This window comes from Glutamicibacter sp. X7, assembly GCF_054889245.1.
Window position 1 is genome coordinate 207,052 of the sequence record NZ_CM142678.1, and the last position, 17,795, is coordinate 224,846.

Annotated in this window: 18 protein-coding genes; 11 read left to right on the forward strand and 7 right to left on the reverse strand. The window is 59.7% G+C overall.

All coding sequences use genetic code 11. The annotated features are described in order from the left end of the window. Nucleotides 1-112 precede the first annotated feature (112 nt). Nucleotides 113-1,078 (forward strand): diacylglycerol/lipid kinase family protein, encoded by a 966-nt coding sequence (locus ACYU0X_RS01130; RefSeq protein WP_461901847.1) that lies wholly within the window; start codon nt 113-115, stop codon nt 1,076-1,078. Between the two features lie 255 nt (nt 1,079-1,333). Here ACYU0X_RS01130 and ACYU0X_RS01135 read toward each other — a convergent pair whose 3' ends face one another. The 4 genes from ACYU0X_RS01135 to ACYU0X_RS01150 form a co-directional block, all read right to left on the reverse strand. Further along, a complete protein-coding gene (locus ACYU0X_RS01135) occupies nt 1,334-1,579 on the reverse strand; it encodes a ferredoxin (RefSeq protein ID WP_461901848.1) in 246 nt (81 codons plus the stop codon). Between the two features lie 69 nt (nt 1,580-1,648). Then, nucleotides 1,649-2,692 carry a fatty acid desaturase family protein gene (locus tag ACYU0X_RS01140; protein WP_418908126.1) on the reverse strand — a complete coding sequence of 348 codons (1,044 nt, stop codon included), beginning with the start codon at nt 2,690-2,692 and terminating at the stop codon, nt 1,649-1,651. A gap of 614 nt (nt 2,693-3,306) precedes the next feature. Continuing rightward, complete coding sequence (locus ACYU0X_RS01145) at nt 3,307-3,969, reverse strand: potassium channel family protein (RefSeq protein WP_461901849.1); 663 nt, start codon at nt 3,967-3,969, stop codon at nt 3,307-3,309. A 37-nt stretch (nt 3,970-4,006) separates the two neighbouring features. Next, nucleotides 4,007-4,834, reverse strand: a complete 828-nt coding sequence (locus ACYU0X_RS01150; RefSeq protein WP_309410490.1) for an HAD-IIA family hydrolase — start codon at nt 4,832-4,834, stop codon at nt 4,007-4,009. 134 nt (nt 4,835-4,968) lie between these two features. Between ACYU0X_RS01150 and ACYU0X_RS01155 the strand changes: the two genes are divergently transcribed. The 5 genes from ACYU0X_RS01155 (at nt 4,969) to ACYU0X_RS01175 (ending at nt 10,364) form a co-directional block, all read left to right on the forward strand. Continuing rightward, a complete protein-coding gene (locus tag ACYU0X_RS01155; RefSeq protein WP_461901850.1) occupies nt 4,969-5,625 on the forward strand; it encodes a TrmH family RNA methyltransferase in 657 nt (218 codons plus the stop codon). Nucleotides 5,626-5,862: 237 nt separating this feature from the next. Beyond that, the gene (locus ACYU0X_RS01160) at nt 5,863-7,275 is read left to right on the forward strand and encodes a M23 family metallopeptidase (RefSeq protein WP_461901851.1); all 1,413 of its coding nucleotides are present in this window, start codon (nt 5,863-5,865) and stop codon (nt 7,273-7,275) included. A gap of 116 nt (nt 7,276-7,391) precedes the next feature. Beyond that, nucleotides 7,392-8,414 carry a class II fructose-bisphosphate aldolase gene (gene fbaA, locus ACYU0X_RS01165; protein WP_309410131.1) on the forward strand — a complete coding sequence of 341 codons (1,023 nt, stop codon included), beginning with the start codon at nt 7,392-7,394 and terminating at the stop codon, nt 8,412-8,414. 2 nt (nt 8,415-8,416) lie between these two features. Beyond that, complete coding sequence (locus ACYU0X_RS01170; protein WP_461901852.1) at nt 8,417-8,830, forward strand: DUF3151 domain-containing protein; 414 nt, start codon at nt 8,417-8,419, stop codon at nt 8,828-8,830. 118 nt (nt 8,831-8,948) lie between these two features. Continuing rightward, nucleotides 8,949-10,364: a serine hydrolase gene (locus ACYU0X_RS01175; RefSeq protein WP_461901853.1), complete on the forward strand. Its 1,416-nt coding sequence runs from the start codon at nt 8,949-8,951 to the stop codon at nt 10,362-10,364. Between the two features lie 39 nt (nt 10,365-10,403). Here ACYU0X_RS01175 and ACYU0X_RS01180 read toward each other — a convergent pair whose 3' ends face one another. Next, nucleotides 10,404-10,889, reverse strand: a complete 486-nt coding sequence (locus tag ACYU0X_RS01180) for an Lrp/AsnC family transcriptional regulator (RefSeq protein ID WP_461901854.1) — start codon at nt 10,887-10,889, stop codon at nt 10,404-10,406. A gap of 105 nt (nt 10,890-10,994) precedes the next feature. Between ACYU0X_RS01180 and kynU the strand changes: the two genes are divergently transcribed. From kynU to ACYU0X_RS01195, 3 genes are all read left to right on the forward strand, one after another. Then, the gene (gene kynU, locus ACYU0X_RS01185; RefSeq protein ID WP_461901855.1) at nt 10,995-12,269 is read left to right on the forward strand and encodes a kynureninase; all 1,275 of its coding nucleotides are present in this window, start codon (nt 10,995-10,997) and stop codon (nt 12,267-12,269) included. A gap of 85 nt (nt 12,270-12,354) precedes the next feature. Then, nucleotides 12,355-13,758 carry an amino acid permease gene (locus tag ACYU0X_RS01190; RefSeq protein WP_461901856.1) on the forward strand — a complete coding sequence of 468 codons (1,404 nt, stop codon included), beginning with the start codon at nt 12,355-12,357 and terminating at the stop codon, nt 13,756-13,758. Between the two features lie 47 nt (nt 13,759-13,805). Continuing rightward, nucleotides 13,806-14,429 carry a thymidine kinase gene (locus ACYU0X_RS01195; protein WP_309410125.1) on the forward strand — a complete coding sequence of 208 codons (624 nt, stop codon included), beginning with the start codon at nt 13,806-13,808 and terminating at the stop codon, nt 14,427-14,429. Here the strand turns inward: ACYU0X_RS01195 and ACYU0X_RS01200 are convergent. Continuing rightward, nucleotides 14,426-14,959 carry a TetR family transcriptional regulator gene (locus ACYU0X_RS01200; protein WP_461901857.1) on the reverse strand — a complete coding sequence of 178 codons (534 nt, stop codon included), beginning with the start codon at nt 14,957-14,959 and terminating at the stop codon, nt 14,426-14,428. The two genes, ACYU0X_RS01195 and ACYU0X_RS01200, sit on opposite strands and share 4 nt — an antisense overlap. A gap of 98 nt (nt 14,960-15,057) precedes the next feature. Here ACYU0X_RS01200 and ACYU0X_RS01205 point away from each other — a divergent pair, with 98 nt between their 5' ends. After that, nucleotides 15,058-15,621 carry a TetR/AcrR family transcriptional regulator gene (locus ACYU0X_RS01205; protein ID WP_461901858.1) on the forward strand — a complete coding sequence of 188 codons (564 nt, stop codon included), beginning with the start codon at nt 15,058-15,060 and terminating at the stop codon, nt 15,619-15,621. Continuing rightward, nucleotides 15,618-16,574, forward strand: a complete 957-nt coding sequence (locus ACYU0X_RS01210) for a DMT family transporter (protein ID WP_461901859.1) — start codon at nt 15,618-15,620, stop codon at nt 16,572-16,574. Before ACYU0X_RS01205 ends, ACYU0X_RS01210 begins: the two co-directional genes overlap by 4 nt. On the opposite strand, the gene ACYU0X_RS01215 is transcribed toward ACYU0X_RS01210, so the two are convergent. Beyond that, on the reverse strand, nt 16,510-17,793 hold the full coding sequence (locus tag ACYU0X_RS01215; RefSeq protein WP_461901860.1) for an oligosaccharide MFS transporter: 1,284 nt from the start codon (nt 17,791-17,793) through the stop codon (nt 16,510-16,512). The genes ACYU0X_RS01210 and ACYU0X_RS01215 overlap by 65 nt on opposite strands. Nucleotides 17,794-17,795 lie beyond the last annotated feature (2 nt).

Here is a 17,795-nt window from a genome sequence, read left to right on the forward strand (position 1 = left end):
GACACAAACATAGAACCAGTTTCTTCAGAACCCACTCCAAAATTAGACAGGTAAGCCAGCTAGATTCAGGCTGAGTCCCGAAGTTGTCCTATTTCATCGCACAGGAAGTCTCGTGACCAATCCGCATGCCGCAGTCGTTTACAATCCAGTTGCAGCGCCTCTAGAAGAACTCAGACAGGACGTTCAGCGCCAAGAAGCACGACACAAATGGGCCCCGACAACTTGGCATCCTTCCGATCCTAAAGACTTTGGCGCAGGTGCCGCTGTACAAGCACTCAAGAATCACCCCGAGGTCATAATCGTCGCAGGAGGTGATGGAACAGTCCGCTCAGTAGCCAGTGTGCTCATTGATTCCAACGTTCCGATAGCTATGGTGCCCTGCGGCACTGGTAATGTGCTCGCACGAAACCTCAAAATTCCGCTCAATAATGTTGCCGACTGTGTTGCCAGGGCATTCCAAAAGGACTCGATTCTCATAGATGTTGCTGCTATCGAGCTTTGTCGCCCCGGTGGAAACCATGACAGGGAAATTTTTCTGGTCATGTCCGGGGTAGGTCTAGACGCCGACATGGCTGCTGCCACAAGCACACGATTAAAGAAGTACCTTGGCTGGATCGCATATAGCGTGCCAATCGCTCAATCGGTCTTCGCGCATAAACTCTTCAGCCTTACCTATTCCATCGATAAACAAAAGCAGAAGAGTACCCGTGCACACACTGTCATCATCGGTAATTGCGGAACTCTGAGTGGAAACATGCTTCTCATCCCCGCTGCTCGATTCGATGACGGTCTCTTGGACGTGGCGTTGATGCAGCCTACGCGACGATGGGGATGGACTAGAATTACGACAAAGTTAGTATTGCAAGGATTGATGCGGAAATCGGTACTCGGCCAAGAAATTATTGCCGGTGCGATGAACCATAATTCGCTCTCTTATCTGCAGGGAGATCGATTTGACGCAACGTTTTCTGTCCCACGACCTATAGAGCTCGATGGGGATAGTTTTGGTGTCGTGACGCGGATATCTGTAAGAATTATGCCTGATGCTCTCAAAATTCGCTCCATCCCGTCTGACTAAGGTGATGCTAGAAAACTGAGATGACGAGACTGTTTTCAAGCTGATCTTTTCCGAAAAGTTTGGTAGCAGGTCAGACCTGAATGGCCATGAGCGCTGAATTATTAAGCAAATCCCTAAGAAAGAACTGCGCTCTGAGGAATGCTGAACAGGTAACAATGTGAACCAGGTATTGCTCTGATCCCCAGCGATCCAAGCTTCCTTGTCTGCCATCCGACTTACAGGGACTTCAGGTGCGCAGAAGTCGAAAAGTGAAAGTTACTCTCTACGTTCACCGCTGGTATCAGGCTTCTCTACGGGGATCTTGTGGTTATCGATCTGGATGGTCCCAGAGGGGCAAAGATATTCAGCTTCTAGGGCGGAATGTGCGTCATCTTGAGAGGGGTACATTTGCAGGAGCTCAACGAATCCGTGGTTTTCCTCCCTGTTCTGAAAAATGCTAGGGGCAACCAAACCGCAATTACCCGAAGCCACGCACATTGAACCGTGGACAATAATCTTCATTTCATTCTCCTTCTTTCCGTTCCTGCGTCAGACGTTGCCTTTGGTCGCAACGAACCTACGTTGTGTTGATCAGCCTCGGTACCTGCGTACCAGGGGGCAGGCATAAAGGTCTTCAGCTTGAGATCCGACTTGATTGAGATAGGACACCACATGGGTGAAGGCCTGCCCTAAGCTCTGCTCGGTGTATTCAATGCCTAACTCAGAACAACGCTGGCGGACTATTTTCTGTACTTCAGGCAAGTTCGGACGCGGAATGACAGGAAACAAGTGGTGCTCAATCTGGAACTGCAGACCGCCCATCAAGAACCGTACTAACGGCCCATCAGTGATATTTCGGGACATGACCACTTGTCTACGGAGAAAATCTAGTTGTACATCAGCTGGAACAGTTGGCCTTCCGATATGGTTTAGTGCGAAAGCTCCGCCGAGCATAATCCCAAAGACTCCCACTTGAACCCCCAAGAATGCGATTGTTTTTCCCAGGGGTAAAAACGTCAGTAAAAAGACGACGTAAGAAGCATGTCGGATCATAATCATCAGCAATTCGACGTATCGGTGCCTCAAACTGGGGGTAGAGAGCAGCATCTTCACGGACGCAACATGCAAATTCAAACCTTCAAGGCACAGTAAAGGAATGAAAAACCAACCTTGTAAGCGTGAAATCCTGGCAGCTAATCCTTTGCGTCTCTCGCCGCCATCGGGAGTGAGAACCAGCACCGTAGACTCAACATCAGGGTCAGCACCTTCTTTATTCGGATTAGCATGGTGGGTATTGTGCTTGGCCATCCACCAGTTGTAGCTCAATCCCATTAAGAGCCCGGAGATGCAACGAGAGGTTCCTTCATTCCACTTCCTCGATGCGAAGATCGTTCGGTGAGCTGCTTCGTGAGACAGGAAACCAAGCTGGGCCATCACGAGCCCAATGAGCATGGCTGGGACCAGTTGTAGCCATGAATTGCCAAGTATGGCGACTACCGCCAGCAGACCAGCTAACGCCAGAATCCACCCGAGGATGCTCGTGGCGAAGTACGTGTACCTGCGACGAGCCAGTCCAGCATCATGGATATTGGCACTGAGTTCTCGGTACGATTCGACAAATTGATGAGATTGCATCCTGAACCTCAATCTGAGTTGAACGGCCAGCTTAATTCTGGCCGACTACAGAACTACAAGGCCACCATAGATCAGTCTGAGGCTGAAGCATACAGGAGAGTAGGTTTATGAGGCATTGCCTCGAAATACGCGAACTTTCGCTCAGCTTCAAGAATGAGGGGATCTTTCACTTTTGCAAAGTTAGGACCGACAGCCCCGCTTACGAGATCGTCACTGCGCGCCTGGCAGCCAAGTATACCGTCATCGTTGTTTGCAATTAACTACCATTTGAAGATGAGAGTTACAGAACTAGGGGTGTCTCTAGGCTGGAAGTAGCAGGCCCGTACCCGTCTAAAATCGTCTAAGTGCTTTTTCCTTGCCCTGATGACCGGAATGTAAAGACTTCCAATACGTCAAAATCTAGGTGGTCTTGATTGATTTGGCTCAAACCCCAGGATGGGCGACCGCAATCAGGAAAACTTTGATTCCCTAGATACGAGCGAGCATTCTGAACGGGGCAGCGAAAGTGTTATCTAGGTCAGATCGTGGGAATGCGAAGTGCTGTCCCAGTAGAGATGCATCGACACGGGTATTGCTGAGGAGTCACGAGCGGTAAACGCAAGCGGATGTGAAGACTACTCGCGCCGACGATCGGCCTCAACGGATTGCGTCACCCAGGCGGCCACCCCAGCGGTGATCGAACCCAGTAGGGCAATGCCCACGAGCATCAACCCCACGGCGATGAGCCACCCGGTGCCCGTGACGGGATAGAAGTCGCCGTACCCGACGGTCGCGCTGGTCACCACGGCCCACCACAGAGCATCCGAGAAGGTGGTGATATTCGCATCGGGGGCTCCCTGCTCGGCGTCCAGCACGGCCAGCGCCCCCAGCCCGATGCAGGTCAGTGCGGTAAAGCCGACATATACGCTGACCCGGCCCACCAAATGCCGGGTCAGGATCCGGTTCACCAGACGGGCCGCGGAGAGCACCCGCAAGATGCGAAGCGGGCGCAGAAAAGGTACTGCTATGAGCAGCACGTCGTACCAGTGCCGCAGGATGTAACGCGAACGTTGCTCGGCCAAGGCAATACGAATCGCGAAGTCAGTGGCGAAGGCGCCCCAGACCGTCCACGACACGGCGCGCAGGATCTCGGTCAGCGATGGGTCGAGCCGAGGGTTGAGTACCGGCCACGCGTAGGCGACGAGAAAGGCAAGGGCGAGGAGCACCAGTGGTACCTCGGCGCGCCTTTCCCAGCGCTCTACACGGGTCAGTTCGGTTGGCTGGGGGCTTGCTGGCATAGGCTCCAGACTAGAAAACTCCCCACGCGCCGTCGAATTACTCGCTCTCTTCGCTCTGCTCGAGCGGTGCGTTTAGTTCCGCGTGGAGTTCGGCCACCGAGGGGTAGCTGGTGTCCGGGCGGAATGGGAAGGAGGCGACTTCGTCGCGGGAGGTGATGCCCGAGTGGACCAGAACGGTCAACAGCCCGGCCTCCATGCCGGCGATGATGTCGGTGTCCATGCGGTCACCGATCATCGCGGTGGTCTCCGAATGGGCGTCGATCCGGTTCAGTGCCGAACGGAACATCATCGGATTGGGCTTGCCCACCACATAGGGAGTGCGCTTAGTCGCCTCGGAAATCAGTGCGGCCACCGCCCCGGTGGCCGGTAGCAAGCCTTCGGCCGAGGGGCCGGTTGCATCTGGGTTCGTGCAGATGAAGCGTGCCCCGCCTTCGATGAGACGGATCGCCTTGGTGATGGCTTCGAAGGAGTAGGTCCTGGTTTCGCCGAGGACCACGTAGTCGGGGTTCTGGTCCGTCATGATGAACCCGGCATCGTGTAATGCGGTGGTGAGCCCGGCCTCGCCAATGACGAAGGCGCGACCGCCGGGCCGCTGGCGTGCCAAGAATTCCGCGGTGGCCAGTGCGCTGGTCCAGATGTTCTCCTCCGGCACATCTAGACCGCTTGCCAATAGGCGCGCACGCAGGTCGCGCGGGGTGTAGATCGAGTTATTCGTCAGGACCAGAAAGCGCAACTCGTTCGTGCGCCAGTAATCGATGAGTTCGGCGGCGCCGGGGATCGCCTGATTCTCGTGGACCAGCACCCCATCCATATCGGTGAGCCAGCATTGAATGTCATGAATGGAACGAGCGGCGGTTTTGACCATAGTCACGAGAAGTGGTCCTCTCTGGGATGTTTCAGGTGGGAGGCTATCGCCATTGATTGGTATCCCTCGGTACTCAAATCATGGCACATTCGGCGCGGACACGGCGGCTCGCGGAACGAACTACGCTTAAAGGTGTGAGTGAAGATCCGCAACAGCCCAGTGAGCAGCTACCCGTCGAGCCCGAGATTGGCGTTGGCCCCTGGGAAGGTACCTGGCCCGAAGGCGGGCATTACGACCGTCAGCTTTTGGCCGAGGGCGACCGGCGCAACGTGGCCGACAAGTACCGGTACTGGTCCATGGATGCGATTATCGCCGACCTCGATGAGCGGCGTCATGATTTCCATATCGCCATTGAGAACTGGCAGCACGATATGAACATCGGCACGGTGGTGCGTACCGCCAACGCCTTCCTTGCCAAAGAGGTGCACATTATTGGCCGCCGTCGCTGGAACCGGCGCGGGGCAATGGTCACCGATCGTTACCAGCATGTGCGCCATCACGCCACGGTGGAGGAATTCGTGACCTGGGCCAAGGGTGAGGGACTGAGCATCATTGGCGTAGATATCTTCCCCGATTCGGTGCCGCTCGAGACCTATGAATTGCCGCGCAACTGCGTTTTGGTGTTCGGGCAGGAAGGCCCGGGGTTGAGTCAGGAAGTGCATGAGGCCGCCGAGGCGACCTTATCCATCGAGCAGTTCGGCTCCACCCGCTCGATTAACGCGGCTTCCGCGGCCGGGATCGCCATGCATGCCTGGATTCGGCGGCATGTCTTCGGACAACGCGTCGGGTAACAAATAATGTATTTTGGAGTTCTTTTTGTCGAGCACCTAGATTAGTTGCCTGCTTCGTCTTAGGCTGGAGATCGGTTATCAAATCGTGATCCGGGGGCAATGATTGTGAAGAGGCGTCATCAGGTAAACCACGATCTTTTGTTGCCCGGATTGCCGCGGCGAAAGCGCTCTCTTGTCGTGTGGTCGAGCTCGGCAGTCGTTGCCTTAGGCCTATCCTCGGCGCTGGCATGGCCCATCGTGGCCCAACCGGGTGATAATCGGCAAGGAAATGCACCCATCGCGGTCGACGCCATCAATTTTCCCGAATCTTTCAAGGGGCCGGTGACCGTCAGCGAAGATGCGCCGGTCGCAGCCTTTCACGGCACCGGTTGGGACCTGGCCATCGACGGGCGCGTGACCGAATATGCCGGAGAAATGGCAACCGACGAATCCGATGAGGCCTCCGCCGCTTCCTCTGCCGGTGACGAAGAGGGCAACGCTCTGCTCGCCGGAGCCGTGGGTCAAATCGGAGATCTGCCCGGTGGCCTGCAACTGATGCATCCGGTAACGACCCGACGCATTTCCAGCCCCTATGGTTGGCGCCGCAACCCCACCGGGCCCGGCAACCAGATTCACATTGGTCAGGACTACCCGATCGCCTGCGGTTCCCCGGTGTACGCCAGTGAGGCCGGTACGGTCATCGTCTCGAACTGGGCCGGGCACTCGGGTATGCGTGTCACCATCGATCACGGACATAACGTCCAGACCGGGTACAGCCATAATTCCAAGTTGCTCGTGAAGATCGGCGAAAAGGTCAAGCAGGGGCAGCTCATCGCCTTGGCCGGCACCACCGGAAACTCAACCGGTTGCCACGTGCACTTCGAGGTGCTCATTAATGGTCGCTGGCACGATCCACGCAACTACTTGCCACGTATCCCAGGACAACCGGACGCTATGATCGACTCTTCGCACCTGACCGTGCGTTCGAAGAACGCGCCGCGCGGCAACAACAATCAGCAGACGGCGCCGAAGGACCAGAACATCAGCAAGGATCCGGATGTCGTGGTGCCGAAGGACGACACCCCGGTCGTTCCGAAACCCAAGCCGAAGCCGAAGCCGAAACCTTCGCCTAGCGATAAGCCGTCGACCAGTCCGAGCGAGTCGGAAAGCAAGACGCCGAGCACCTCGCCCACGGATAAGCCCTCGACCAAGCCGACGAAACCGACTGATCCGAGCGATAGTCCGAGCCCGACCGGTAGCGATAGCAAGTCGCCGTCGCCCAGTGAAGGCACGAGTACGCCGACCGAGCCATCGGGCTCGCCGACGGACAAGAATTCCGAGTCGCCGACGAAGACAGAAAAGTCCTCGCCGACGAATACGGACGAGACGCAGCAGGCTCCCTCCAGTAGTTCAGTGCAGTTGCCATCCGGCCCGGCGGCCGTTCCGAGTTTGAAGCCGAGTAAGTTGCTCACGCCCGAAACCTCGGCACCGACCACGAGCGCCGCTCCGAAAACCACCACCGAGGTCTCCCAGACGCCGGTGCCGCAGCGCACGGTTTCGGTGAAGCCATCGTTGAGCGAAACCTTCGTCCCGGAAACCGTCGTGGAACCGGAAGCGAGCACTACCTCCACGGTCACCAAGTCGGTAGCGGACTCGACGGCGACGGAGTAATCTGCCGCGTCACTTAATGCGATCCGCGGCACATTTGTGCCCGGAGCCGATAGGATGGAGGGGAACTGCCGTCGACGGAGACGCGTCACCCCCGCTAATCACTACAGGAGTGAAGCATGCCTATCGCAACCCCCGATAAGTACAATGCCATGATCGATGCCGCGAAGGCCGGCGGTTACGCCTTCCCCGCGGTGAACGTCACCAGCTCGCAGACTCTGAATGCCGCCATCCGCGGTTTCGCAGAGGCCGAGTCCGACGGCATCATCCAGGTTTCGACCGGTGGCGCCGCCTACTGGTCCGGCGCCTCGATCAAGGACATGGTTGCCGGCTCGCTGGGCTTCGCCGCCTTCGCCCGCCAGGTCGCTAAGAACTACGGCGTGAACATCGCGCTACACACCGACCACTGCCCGAAGGACAAGCTCGACTCCTTCGTACTGCCATTGCTTGCCGCCTCCGAGGCCGAGGTCGCCGCTGGCCGCGATCCGTTCTTCAACTCCCACATGTGGGACGGCTCGGCCGAAACCCTCGAGGAAAACCTGCGCATTGCCGCCGAGCTGCTGCCACGCACCGCGGCCGCCAAGCAGATCCTCGAGGTTGAGATCGGCACCGTCGGTGGCGAGGAAGATGGCGTGGAGAACGCCATCAACGACAAGCTCTACACCACCGTCGAGGACGCCCTGGCTACCATCGAGGCACTCGGCGCCGGCGAAAAGGGTCGCTACATCACCGCCCTGACCTTCGGTAACGTGCACGGCGTCTACAAGCCGGGTAACGTGAAGCTGCGCCCGGAGATCCTCAAGGATATCCAGACTCAGGTCGGTGCCAAGATCGGTCAGGACAACCCCTTCGACCTCGTCTTCCACGGTGGTTCGGGTTCGTCCGAGCAGGAGATCGCCGACGCTGTCTCCTACGGTGTTATCAAGATGAACATCGACACCGACACCCAGTACGCCTTCACCCGCCCCGTTGCCGGACACATGTTCAGCAACTACGACGGTGTGCTCAAGGTTGACGGCGAAGTGGGCAACAAGAAGACCTACGACCCACGCGTGTGGGGTGCCAAGGCCGAAGAGTCCATGGCTGCCCGCATCGTTGAGGCTGCACAGCAGCTTGGCTCGGCAGGGAAGAGCATCAAGTAACGATGGTCGGAGAAAACCTGCTGGGAATCCCCGAAACGCTCCTGCCGGAAGAGACCGAGGTGATTGACCGCCTCAGCGCCGGCGACGAGCCAGCCGATTTGGCGGCGAAGTTCCCTTCGTCCTCACTGGTGTGGGCGCTGCTGTCGGACGAGGCACATGCCGAGGGTCGCATCGTGGAGTCCTACGCCTATGCGCGCGTTGGCTACCATCGCGGACTTGACGCATTGCGTAAGGCCGGCTGGCGCGGGCAGGGCCCGGTGCCATGGCGGCATGAGCCTAACCGCGGATTCCTGCGCTCGCTCTACGCCCTCGGGCGCGGAGCGGCAGCCATCGGGGAGGTCGAGGAAGTCGAGCGGATCGGCAAATTCCTCAACGATTCGGATCCCACGGCCAAGGCTGCTATCGAGTCGAACTAGAAGCGCTACGAACGGTGGCCGACAGTCCTGTCGGCCACCGTTCGTATTCTGTGCGCTATCGATTTGTACCGATTCTTACTAGTGTTGAGTTAGAACGAAGACTAGAGGAAGGTGCAGCATGCGGAGAGCGGGCCGGTGGGTTCAAGGTAGAGCCAAGCTCGGGGTGAAGGCCTTGACGATCGCGGTGCTCGCGCCGTTGTCGCTCGCCGGCTGCACGAGCCCGGGCACCGATCCGGCCACCGAGTCGCCGGCCGATTCAAGTCCTGCCGCCTCGCATCCGACGCCGGTTGCGATTCCGCAGACCCCGGTTGGTGCCAAGGCAGAGAAAATTCTCGACATCCTCAATGCCCCAGAGGACAGTACCGAGGATGACTGGAAAGACGAGCTGGCGAAGAGCTTCACCGACGCGGTTTCGGTGCAACAGGTCGTGGAACTGACCAATCGGCAACTGCGCGGTGCCGGGCCCTACACCGTCGTTGGCTACGAGGGCGCGGAGCGCACCGCCTCGCTTCGGCTGGCCGGTCAAACGCCGCCCGATCTCATGATGCACCTGAACCTCGATAAGGCGGGGAAGATTAGCGGGTTGCGTTTCGTCCCCGCGGTAGACGAGCAGCGCACCCCGCGGGCCTCTTTCGACGAGGTCTCCGACGCTCTCGAAAAGCTCCCGGGCTCGGTGTCTGCTTACGTCGCTCGCACCGACGGCTCGGAGGTTTTCCTCGAGCAGAATGCCGACGAGAGTGCGCCGCTGGGCTCAATGTTCAAACTGTACGTGCTGCTTGCCCTCGCTCAGGAGGTCGAAACGGCCCGTGATCTGTCGTGGGATGACCAGTTGATCCTGCGCGATAAGGATAAGTCGCTGCCCAGCGGTGAGCTCCAAAACGAGGCTGACGGCACGCGTTTGACGGTCTACGAGGCCGCACAAAAGATGATTTCGATCAGCGATAATACCGCCACCGACATGCTCATCGACGCGGTTGGTCGCCCCGCGGTGGAGCGCGCCGTGCGGGACTCGGGTCACCATGACCCCCAAGAGCTTCATCCCTTCTTGAGCACCAAGGACATGCTGAAGTTGGCCTGGGGTGACGCCGACCGGCTGGAATCATGGGCGCAGGCGGACGCCGATCGTCGCTGGATCCTGCACGAAAAACTGCAGGCTGAGCCCTTCAAAGTCACGGTCGAGGACGTCGGAACCGAGCCGGCCTGGGATGAAGGCGCCGAATGGTTCGCCTCACCGAAGGACATTGCCCGCGTACATAACGCGCTACACGAACTCGCTGAACCTAAGGTCGCTCGAATTTTGACCGAGAATCCCGGAATACCGATGGACGGTTGGCGCCATGCGGCCTTTAAGGGTGGTTCGGATGTCGGAGTGTTGGCCGGAAGCTGGTTGGTGTCCGACGAAGCGGGTAACTCCTATGTCGTGGTGCTTCAGCAGAACTCCAAGGAACGGCAAGAGGCTCAAGAAATAGCCGGGCAAGAGCAGGAATTCTTTCAAATTGCCGGTGACATCATGAAGCTCTTGCCCAAGGGCTAACTCGCACCGACAAGCAAGACGTACAAGTGCCTGCTTGGCTTAGCGAAGATGTTCGAAAATAATGGCGGTTTGCGTCGAGGAGAAGGCCCGATTGGCTCCTAAATGAGTGGCGACGAACTGGCGTAGCTCGTCGATGCCGCGAGTGGCCACATGAACAAGCAGGTCCGGGGTGCCGCCGAGGACGTAGACGTCCTTGACCTCGGGTAGTTCCCCGAGCGTTTTTGCCGATGCCAGCAGGCGATCTCGGGCATTGGCGGCGACGACGATGGAGATCATGGCCTTGACGGTGACGCCCAAGAGTTTTTCATCGATGTCCGTGGTGTAACCACGGATCACGCCCGAGCGGCTCAGCGCTTTGACCCGGCCGAGGCAGGTAGAGGGCGCAAGGCCCACGCGTGCGGCCAGGACATTATTGGCCACGCGGGCATCGTCCTTGAGTTCGACCAGAATGGCCAGATCGACCTCATCGACACGCACCGGATTCGGCACGCTGGCTCCTTGGACGCTCCATTGTGAATCTGCCACGGTATTCCTCGTATTTTCTGACGGATAATTCGAGAGCGATCGAAGCACGCTGACTTTGATTCTACGATAGGGGCAGAAATAGGTCGTTCGGAAAGGCAATAAACGGTGGCACTTGATCGCGAAACTCTGCAGGAACTAGACCGGGCCGATGCGCTCTCAGCCTTTCGTGGACGCTTTGCGCTACCCCAAGGCGTGATCTACCTCGACGGCAATTCCTTGGGTGCGCTTCCGGTGGGCTCTGCCGAGCGTGCTGCGCAGGTCATCACCGAGGAGTGGGGCCAGGGGCTTATCCGATCGTGGAATTCCGCGGGATGGTTCGAGCTGCCGCAGCGGCTGGGCAACAAGCTTGGCCGGCTTCTTGGTGCCCACGACGGTGAAACCGTGGTCACCGACACCACCAGTCTGAACCTGTTCAAGGCCCTCGCCTCGGCGCTCCGCACCCAGCGCGCCGACGCTCCGGGCCGCCGGGTGATCATCACCGAACGCGATAATTTCCCCACGGACATTTACATCGCACAGGGCCTGAGCGACCTGATCAATTCCATGCGCGAAGAAACCGGGATCGATTACGAGGTCCTGTTGATCGACAGCGAAGCGGAACTGCTCCAGGCGCTAAATGAGCACACGGCAGTGCTTTCACTGTCGCATGTCAATTACCGCACCGGTGCCATGTGGAATATGCAGGCGATTACTGCCGCCGCCCACGAGGCTGGAGCCCTGATGATCTGGGACCTGGCCCATGCGGCCGGCGCGGTGCCGGTCGACCTGAATCGGGCCGATGCCGACTACGCGGTGGGTTGCACCTACAAGTACCTCAACGGTGGTCCCGGCGCCCCGGCCTTCATTTGGGTTCATGCGCGCCACCACGCACGGTTCTGGCAGCCGCTGGCCGGATGGTGGTCGCATGCCGAACCGTTCGCGATGGCCGAGAACTATGCGCCGGCTCCGGACATTCGCCGCTTTATGTGCGGCACTCAGCCCATCACCTCGATGGCCATGGTCGAAAACGGCCTAGACATCAGCCTTGAGGCCGGGGTCGATGCGCTACGCCGCGCCTCCTTGGAGCTCACCGACCTGTTCATCGAGCTGGTCGAAACTCAGTGCGCCGACTTTGGCCTCGCGCTGATCACCCCGCGGGAGCATTCCCAGCGCGGAAGCCATGTGAGTTTCCGCCACGCGCACGGCTACGAGATCATGGCCGCGCTGATCGATCGCGGCGTCATCGGCGACTACCGCGAACCAGAAGTGCTGCGCTTCGGCATCACGCCGCTCTACCTCTCGCGTACCGATGTCTACGATGCGGTGCAGATCCTGCGCGACATCCTGCACACCGGGGCTTGGCAACGCGAGGAGTACCGGGTGCGTAACGCGGTGACCTAGACCAGAGCCGGGCGATGGGACGCTAAGCTTGAAGGTCGTGGGCCGAGCGTGCCCACGACATTCGGGAAAGAGGGCACACGTTTTTATGATCGGCACACCGACACAGTCCAGTCAGGAATCGAACGGGCTACGCCGGGTGCTGACCTCTCGCCAGCTGACCATGATCGCCCTCGGCGGTGCCATCGGCACCGGGCTGTTTATGGGCAGCCAGCTGGGGATCGCGATGGCGGGATCCAGCGTGATCTTGAGCTACCTGATCGGTGGCCTCATCGCGTTACTGGTTATGGGTGCCTTGGCCGAAATGACCGTCTATCGAGCCGCGGCCGGATCCTTCGGCCAATACGCACAGGACTATCTCGGCGACTTCGGCGGCTACCTGATCAGGTACATCTACTGGTCCGCGCTGGTTCTTGCGGTCGGTACCGAGGTCAGCGCGGTGGGCGACTACATGCAACTGTGGTTCCCAGAGGTCCCGGCGATCTTTTGGGTGGTGCTCTTTTCCGCAGCCCTGCTGGCGGTCAACCTGGCTAATGTGCGGGCCTTTGGCACCACCGAGTACTGGTTCTCGGCGATCAAGGTCTTTGCTGTGGTGGCCTTCATTATCTTGGCCGCTTGGCTGGTCTTCGGGTCCGGTAATCCGTCCTATGGGTTCGCCAACTACACGGCGGAATCTGGATTCTTTGCACATGGCTTCGGAGGCATGTTTGCCGCCGTCATCGTCGCTATTTTCTCGTATATGGGTGTCGAAGTTATTGCCATCGCCGCCGCAGAGTCCAAGAATCCGTCGCTCGCTGTCCGCAAGGCCTTTAAGGTGACCTTTCTGCGCCTGCTGGTGTTCTACGTGCTGACCATGGGGCTAATTCTGGCGCTGGCGCCGGCCAGCGAGCTCTTGGGCGCGGGTTCTCCGTTCGTCACCGTGATGAGCAAGGTGGGTATTCCCTTCGCCGATTCGGTACTGAATGTTGTGCTGATCGTGGCCGCGCTCTCGGCGATGAACGCGCAGCTTTACGCCGCCACCCGTACCCTACGATCGCTGGCCACGGCGGGCCTTGCACCCTCCTTCGCCGCGCGGCTTGCCTCGAACGGTGCCCCGGTGCCCGCCGTGGCGCTCTCCGCGGCCGGTATCGCGGTGGCGGCACTGGTCTACGTGGCCACGCCCTCGGGAGGCCTTGGGGTGATGATCTCGCTGGCCACCTTCGGGGCCATGGCTACCTGGCTGCTCATCTTGTTGACCCACGTGGCCTTCCGACGCAAGCTGAGCGCGGCGGGACGCACCCTCGAGTTCCGTCTGCCCGGATATCCGCTAGCTTCCCTGCTCGGCGCGCTGCTACTGGGCGCCCTGCTGGTGACCTCGATTTTTACCGAACAATTTCGGCTGACGCTGATCTTCGGGTTGCCCTTCACGGCGCTGATTTCACTGCTCTACCTCGCCACCGGCCAGCGTCGTCGGCGCGCCGGGCGCCCCGGCGGTCCGGAGCGACTGGACTAAGCTGGTACGCGGCCCGGTAGGGGTTCAGTGGCGATAAAGGATGAAACGTGGCGAAACTGTATTTTCGGTATGGGGCGATGAACTCCGGCAAGTCGACGGGTTTGCTGCAGGCCGCCTTCAACTATGAGGAGCGCGGCCAACGAATTCTCTTGGCCAAGCCCGGTATCGATACCAAGGGCGAGGCATCGATTGTTTCGCGGCTTGGCTTGCAACGCGATGTGGATTTTCTCATTGGTCCCAAAGATTCGGTGCGAGAACAATTTCGTGCCCAGGCTTCGGGCGATGATCCCAACGCCCTGCTCACGCACGTGGACGCACCTCCGGTGGCATGCCTGCTCGTGGACGAAGCCCAGTTTCTGACCCGTGAGCAGGTCGATGACCTCTTGCGCATTGCCGTACTCGATGACGTTCCGGTGTTGGCATATGGCATCCGGACGGACTTTCGCACCAACGCCTTTCCGGGGGCCGCCCGTTTGATGGAACTGGCGCACACCCTTGAGGAGCTGAAAACCATCTGCCGTTGCGGGCGCAAGGCGATGTTCAATACGCGGCGAGTTGGGGATGCGGTGGTCTTCGACGGGGACCAGGTGGCCATCGATGGGCAGGACGTCTGGTACGAGTCGCTGTGCGCGAAGTGCTACCTCGAGCTCTCGGGTGGCGCCCTGGGCTAGGGCAGGAGCCCGGCGACCGCGCGTTCTAGGCCAAAGTCGAAACCATCGGCCACCGGAGCATCGATATCCAGTTGTACGAGGTTTTGCCGGTAGGCCACCGAGCCGAGGATGTGATTCACCAGCAGTTGCTGTCCGAATCCCGCCTGCGCTTCGGTCAGTCCGGCGGACTGAAGGAGCTCGATGAGTTGCACCAGGGGGCTCAACGGTTCGCTCTGCAGCGCGATTGCCACTTGCACAACTTCGGGGCTGTCCTGAATCGGCAGCAGGGCGACATAAAGCTTACGGGCCAGGTGGAGCACGGCTTCGGCCGGCCGGGGATAGGCGCTCGGGTCGATGCTCAGCCCCGGCGCATTAAGGAGTTGCCCCGCGACCTGGGCAAGCAGTTCTTGCTTATTCTTCACATGCCAGTAGAGGGCGCCGACCTGAACATCTAGTTCCTTGGCCAGGCGACGCATCGACAGATCGGCTAGGCCGAAACGCTGCAGAATATCCAGCGCGGTGTTGATGACCGTCGTCTTCGTCAATGCCATGGGTTCAATTCTAGTGGTGCGATGCGGAATAAAGCCTATTTACCTCACATAGACAAGTCGGTCTATTTAGACTAACTTGTCTACTGGAGGTGGTACACGTGCCCAAAGCCAGCGCACGCACAAGAATCCTGCAGGCCGCGGCGGACCGCTTTTACGCCGAGGGGATTTCGGCCACCGGTATCGACGCGATCATCGCCGACGCCGGTGTGGCCAAAATGAGCCTGTACAACAACTTCGAGTCCAAAGCCGGACTCGTCATGGCCTACTTGGAGCAACGGCATGCCGAATGGCTTGAGCTCTACGCCGCGCGGCTGGCGAAAAGCACCACGGCACTCGAGCGGGTGCTTGCGGTGGTCGACGCCTACATCGATCACGCCGAGGCCGGTTATGCCCACGGGTTTCGGGGTTGCGGGCTGCTCAATGCCGCGGCCGAACTTCCGGTCGGGGAACCCGGGCGGGCGGTGGTAGCCGGCCACAAGGCTCAGGTGCGAGGCTTCTTCGCCGAGCACCTCGAAGCGAATGGCTGCGCGGACCCGCAGGAAGTGGCCAGCCACTGCTCCTTTGTGCTGGAAGGAGCCATGGCCCTGGCCGGCCTCGAAGGAAATAGTTCCGCCCTACGCAAGGCGCGGACACTCATTCGCGAGCTGGCCGGTGGGCGGTGACGACGCGCGCCACCGCCGGGATGTTGCCGCTGTTGGTGGCATCGGTGCTCTGGGGTACCACGGGTACCGCGGCGCACTTCGCGCAGGGGCTCTCTCCGCTGGCCATTGGCGCCGCATCCCTAGGTTTCGGTGGGTTATTGCAGGCCTGCATTGCGCTACCGGCCCTCCGAAGTTCTCGCGCTCGGCTTGCATTGCAACGCCGCACGATCGTGGTCGGCGCCTTGGGCATCGTGGTGTATCCGCTGGCCTTCTATAGCTCCATGGCCATCGGCGGCATTGCGCTGGGAACCATCATTTCGCTCGGGAGCGCCCCGTTATTCTGTGGCGTGCTGGAGCGTCTGCTCGGTACCGGAAAACTCACCCGCCGGTGGTGGTTTTCGGCCGGCCTGGGGATCGCCGGAACGGCGCTGTTAGGCGTATCGCGCACCGCCGGACAGGACGCGATGCCCGTGGCCGTGGTGGCCACCAGTGTGGGTTTGGGCCTGCTGGCCGGGGCCAGCTACGCGGTGTACTCCTGGGCAACGGCCCGCCTGCTCTCCGCGGGGGTGCCGCGGGGCGCGGCCGTGGGATCCATTTTCGGGCTCGGCGGGCTGCTGCTGATGCCAGTGTTTGTCATCACCGCCCACGGGCTGTTCGCCGCGGCGCATAACGTTCTGGTGCTCGCCTATTTGGCGGTCATCCCCATGTTCCTTGGATACCTGCTCTTCGGGATGGCCCTGACCCATGTCTCCGCGAGCACCGCCACGACCGTCACGCTCAGTGAACCCGCAGTGGCCGCAGTGCTAGCCGTGCTCATCGTCGGGGAGCGGCTCGGAGTCTATGGATGGTGCGGTATCGCGTTGATCGGTCTCTCGCTGATTCTGCTGCTGAGCCCGGCGCGACCGAGAGCTAGGCCACCGGTTCGCGGTGACGCAAAAAGGGATCGCCCGCTACCTGTTCCCGATCCTTCTTGAGCGTGAAATACCCGTAGATCCCGGCCAGCAAGACCACCGCCGCGATGAGCAGGAAGGTCATGCGGTAGCCGGTCGTTTCATGCAACCACCCCAGCGGCGCCGAAAGCAGTACGTTGCCGACCTGTGCCGAAACCTGGAAGCCGACCATATACAGGGTCGCCGAAAGGGCTGGATTGAAGTGCAACGTGAAGTAGCGAAAGACCGGAAGAATGAACAGCGGTGTCTCGATGGCATGCAACATCTTAATGGCCGAGACCAACACCGGGTCGTCGACGAGGGCACATCCCAGAATGCGGAAAAACATGATACCCACGCCCACAAGCAGCGCCGTGCGAACGCCCACGCGGCGCATCAGCAAGGGAACAACGCCCATCATGGCCGCCTCGACGAAGACCTGCACCGAATTGAGCACCCCGTAAACCTGCTGACCCGTTTCCTGGCTAGCGAAGAGCCCGGTGTAGAAATCGGGGAACATCTGTTGATCGAAGACCGTGTAGAAGGTCCAAGAGAACATGACAAACACAATAATCAGCCAAAGGCTGGGCAGTCGTAGCAGGCCCAGCATGTCCCGTAGCCCGGGAGTGGAGGCAGTAGAGAGCTGCTGGTGAGAACCCTCGGTTAGCTGGGTGTCACCCGCTGGCCAGAACACGAGTAGTAGCAGGTGAAGCAGGCCGAACGCCGAACCCACAAAGAAATTGATCATTGGATTGATGGTGAACAGGAAACCAGCGGCGAGCGCGACCATTGCATAGCCGAAGGAACCCCACATTCGAGCCTGGCCGTACTCGAAGCCGTAGCGGCGGCTGAACCGTTCGGTGAGGGCCTCGAGTAAGCCCACGCCGGCTAAGAAGGCCACCGAGAGCACTACCGCCCCCACGATGACGCCGAGCATGAAATGGGTTTGCAACAGCGGTTGATACACCCACAGGGCGAAGGGCCCGACGAGGGTGGAAACCGCTGCCACGAGAATGGCCAGATGTTTCTTGGAGCCCAGCCGGTCCTGCGCGGCACCGTAGCCAAACATCAACAGGAGCGTGACCAACGAATTTACCGAGTAGACGGTGCCGACCATCGACCCGCTCAGTCCGAGCCCCGCGTCCTTGCTAGTGAGCCAGATCTGGAAAAATGACCACCAGATACCCCAAGAGGCGAAGAACAGCAGCATGGACAGCGAGCTGTGCAGGTAGGCGGGGTTCTTGAATGGGTGTGTGGCGGTCATCC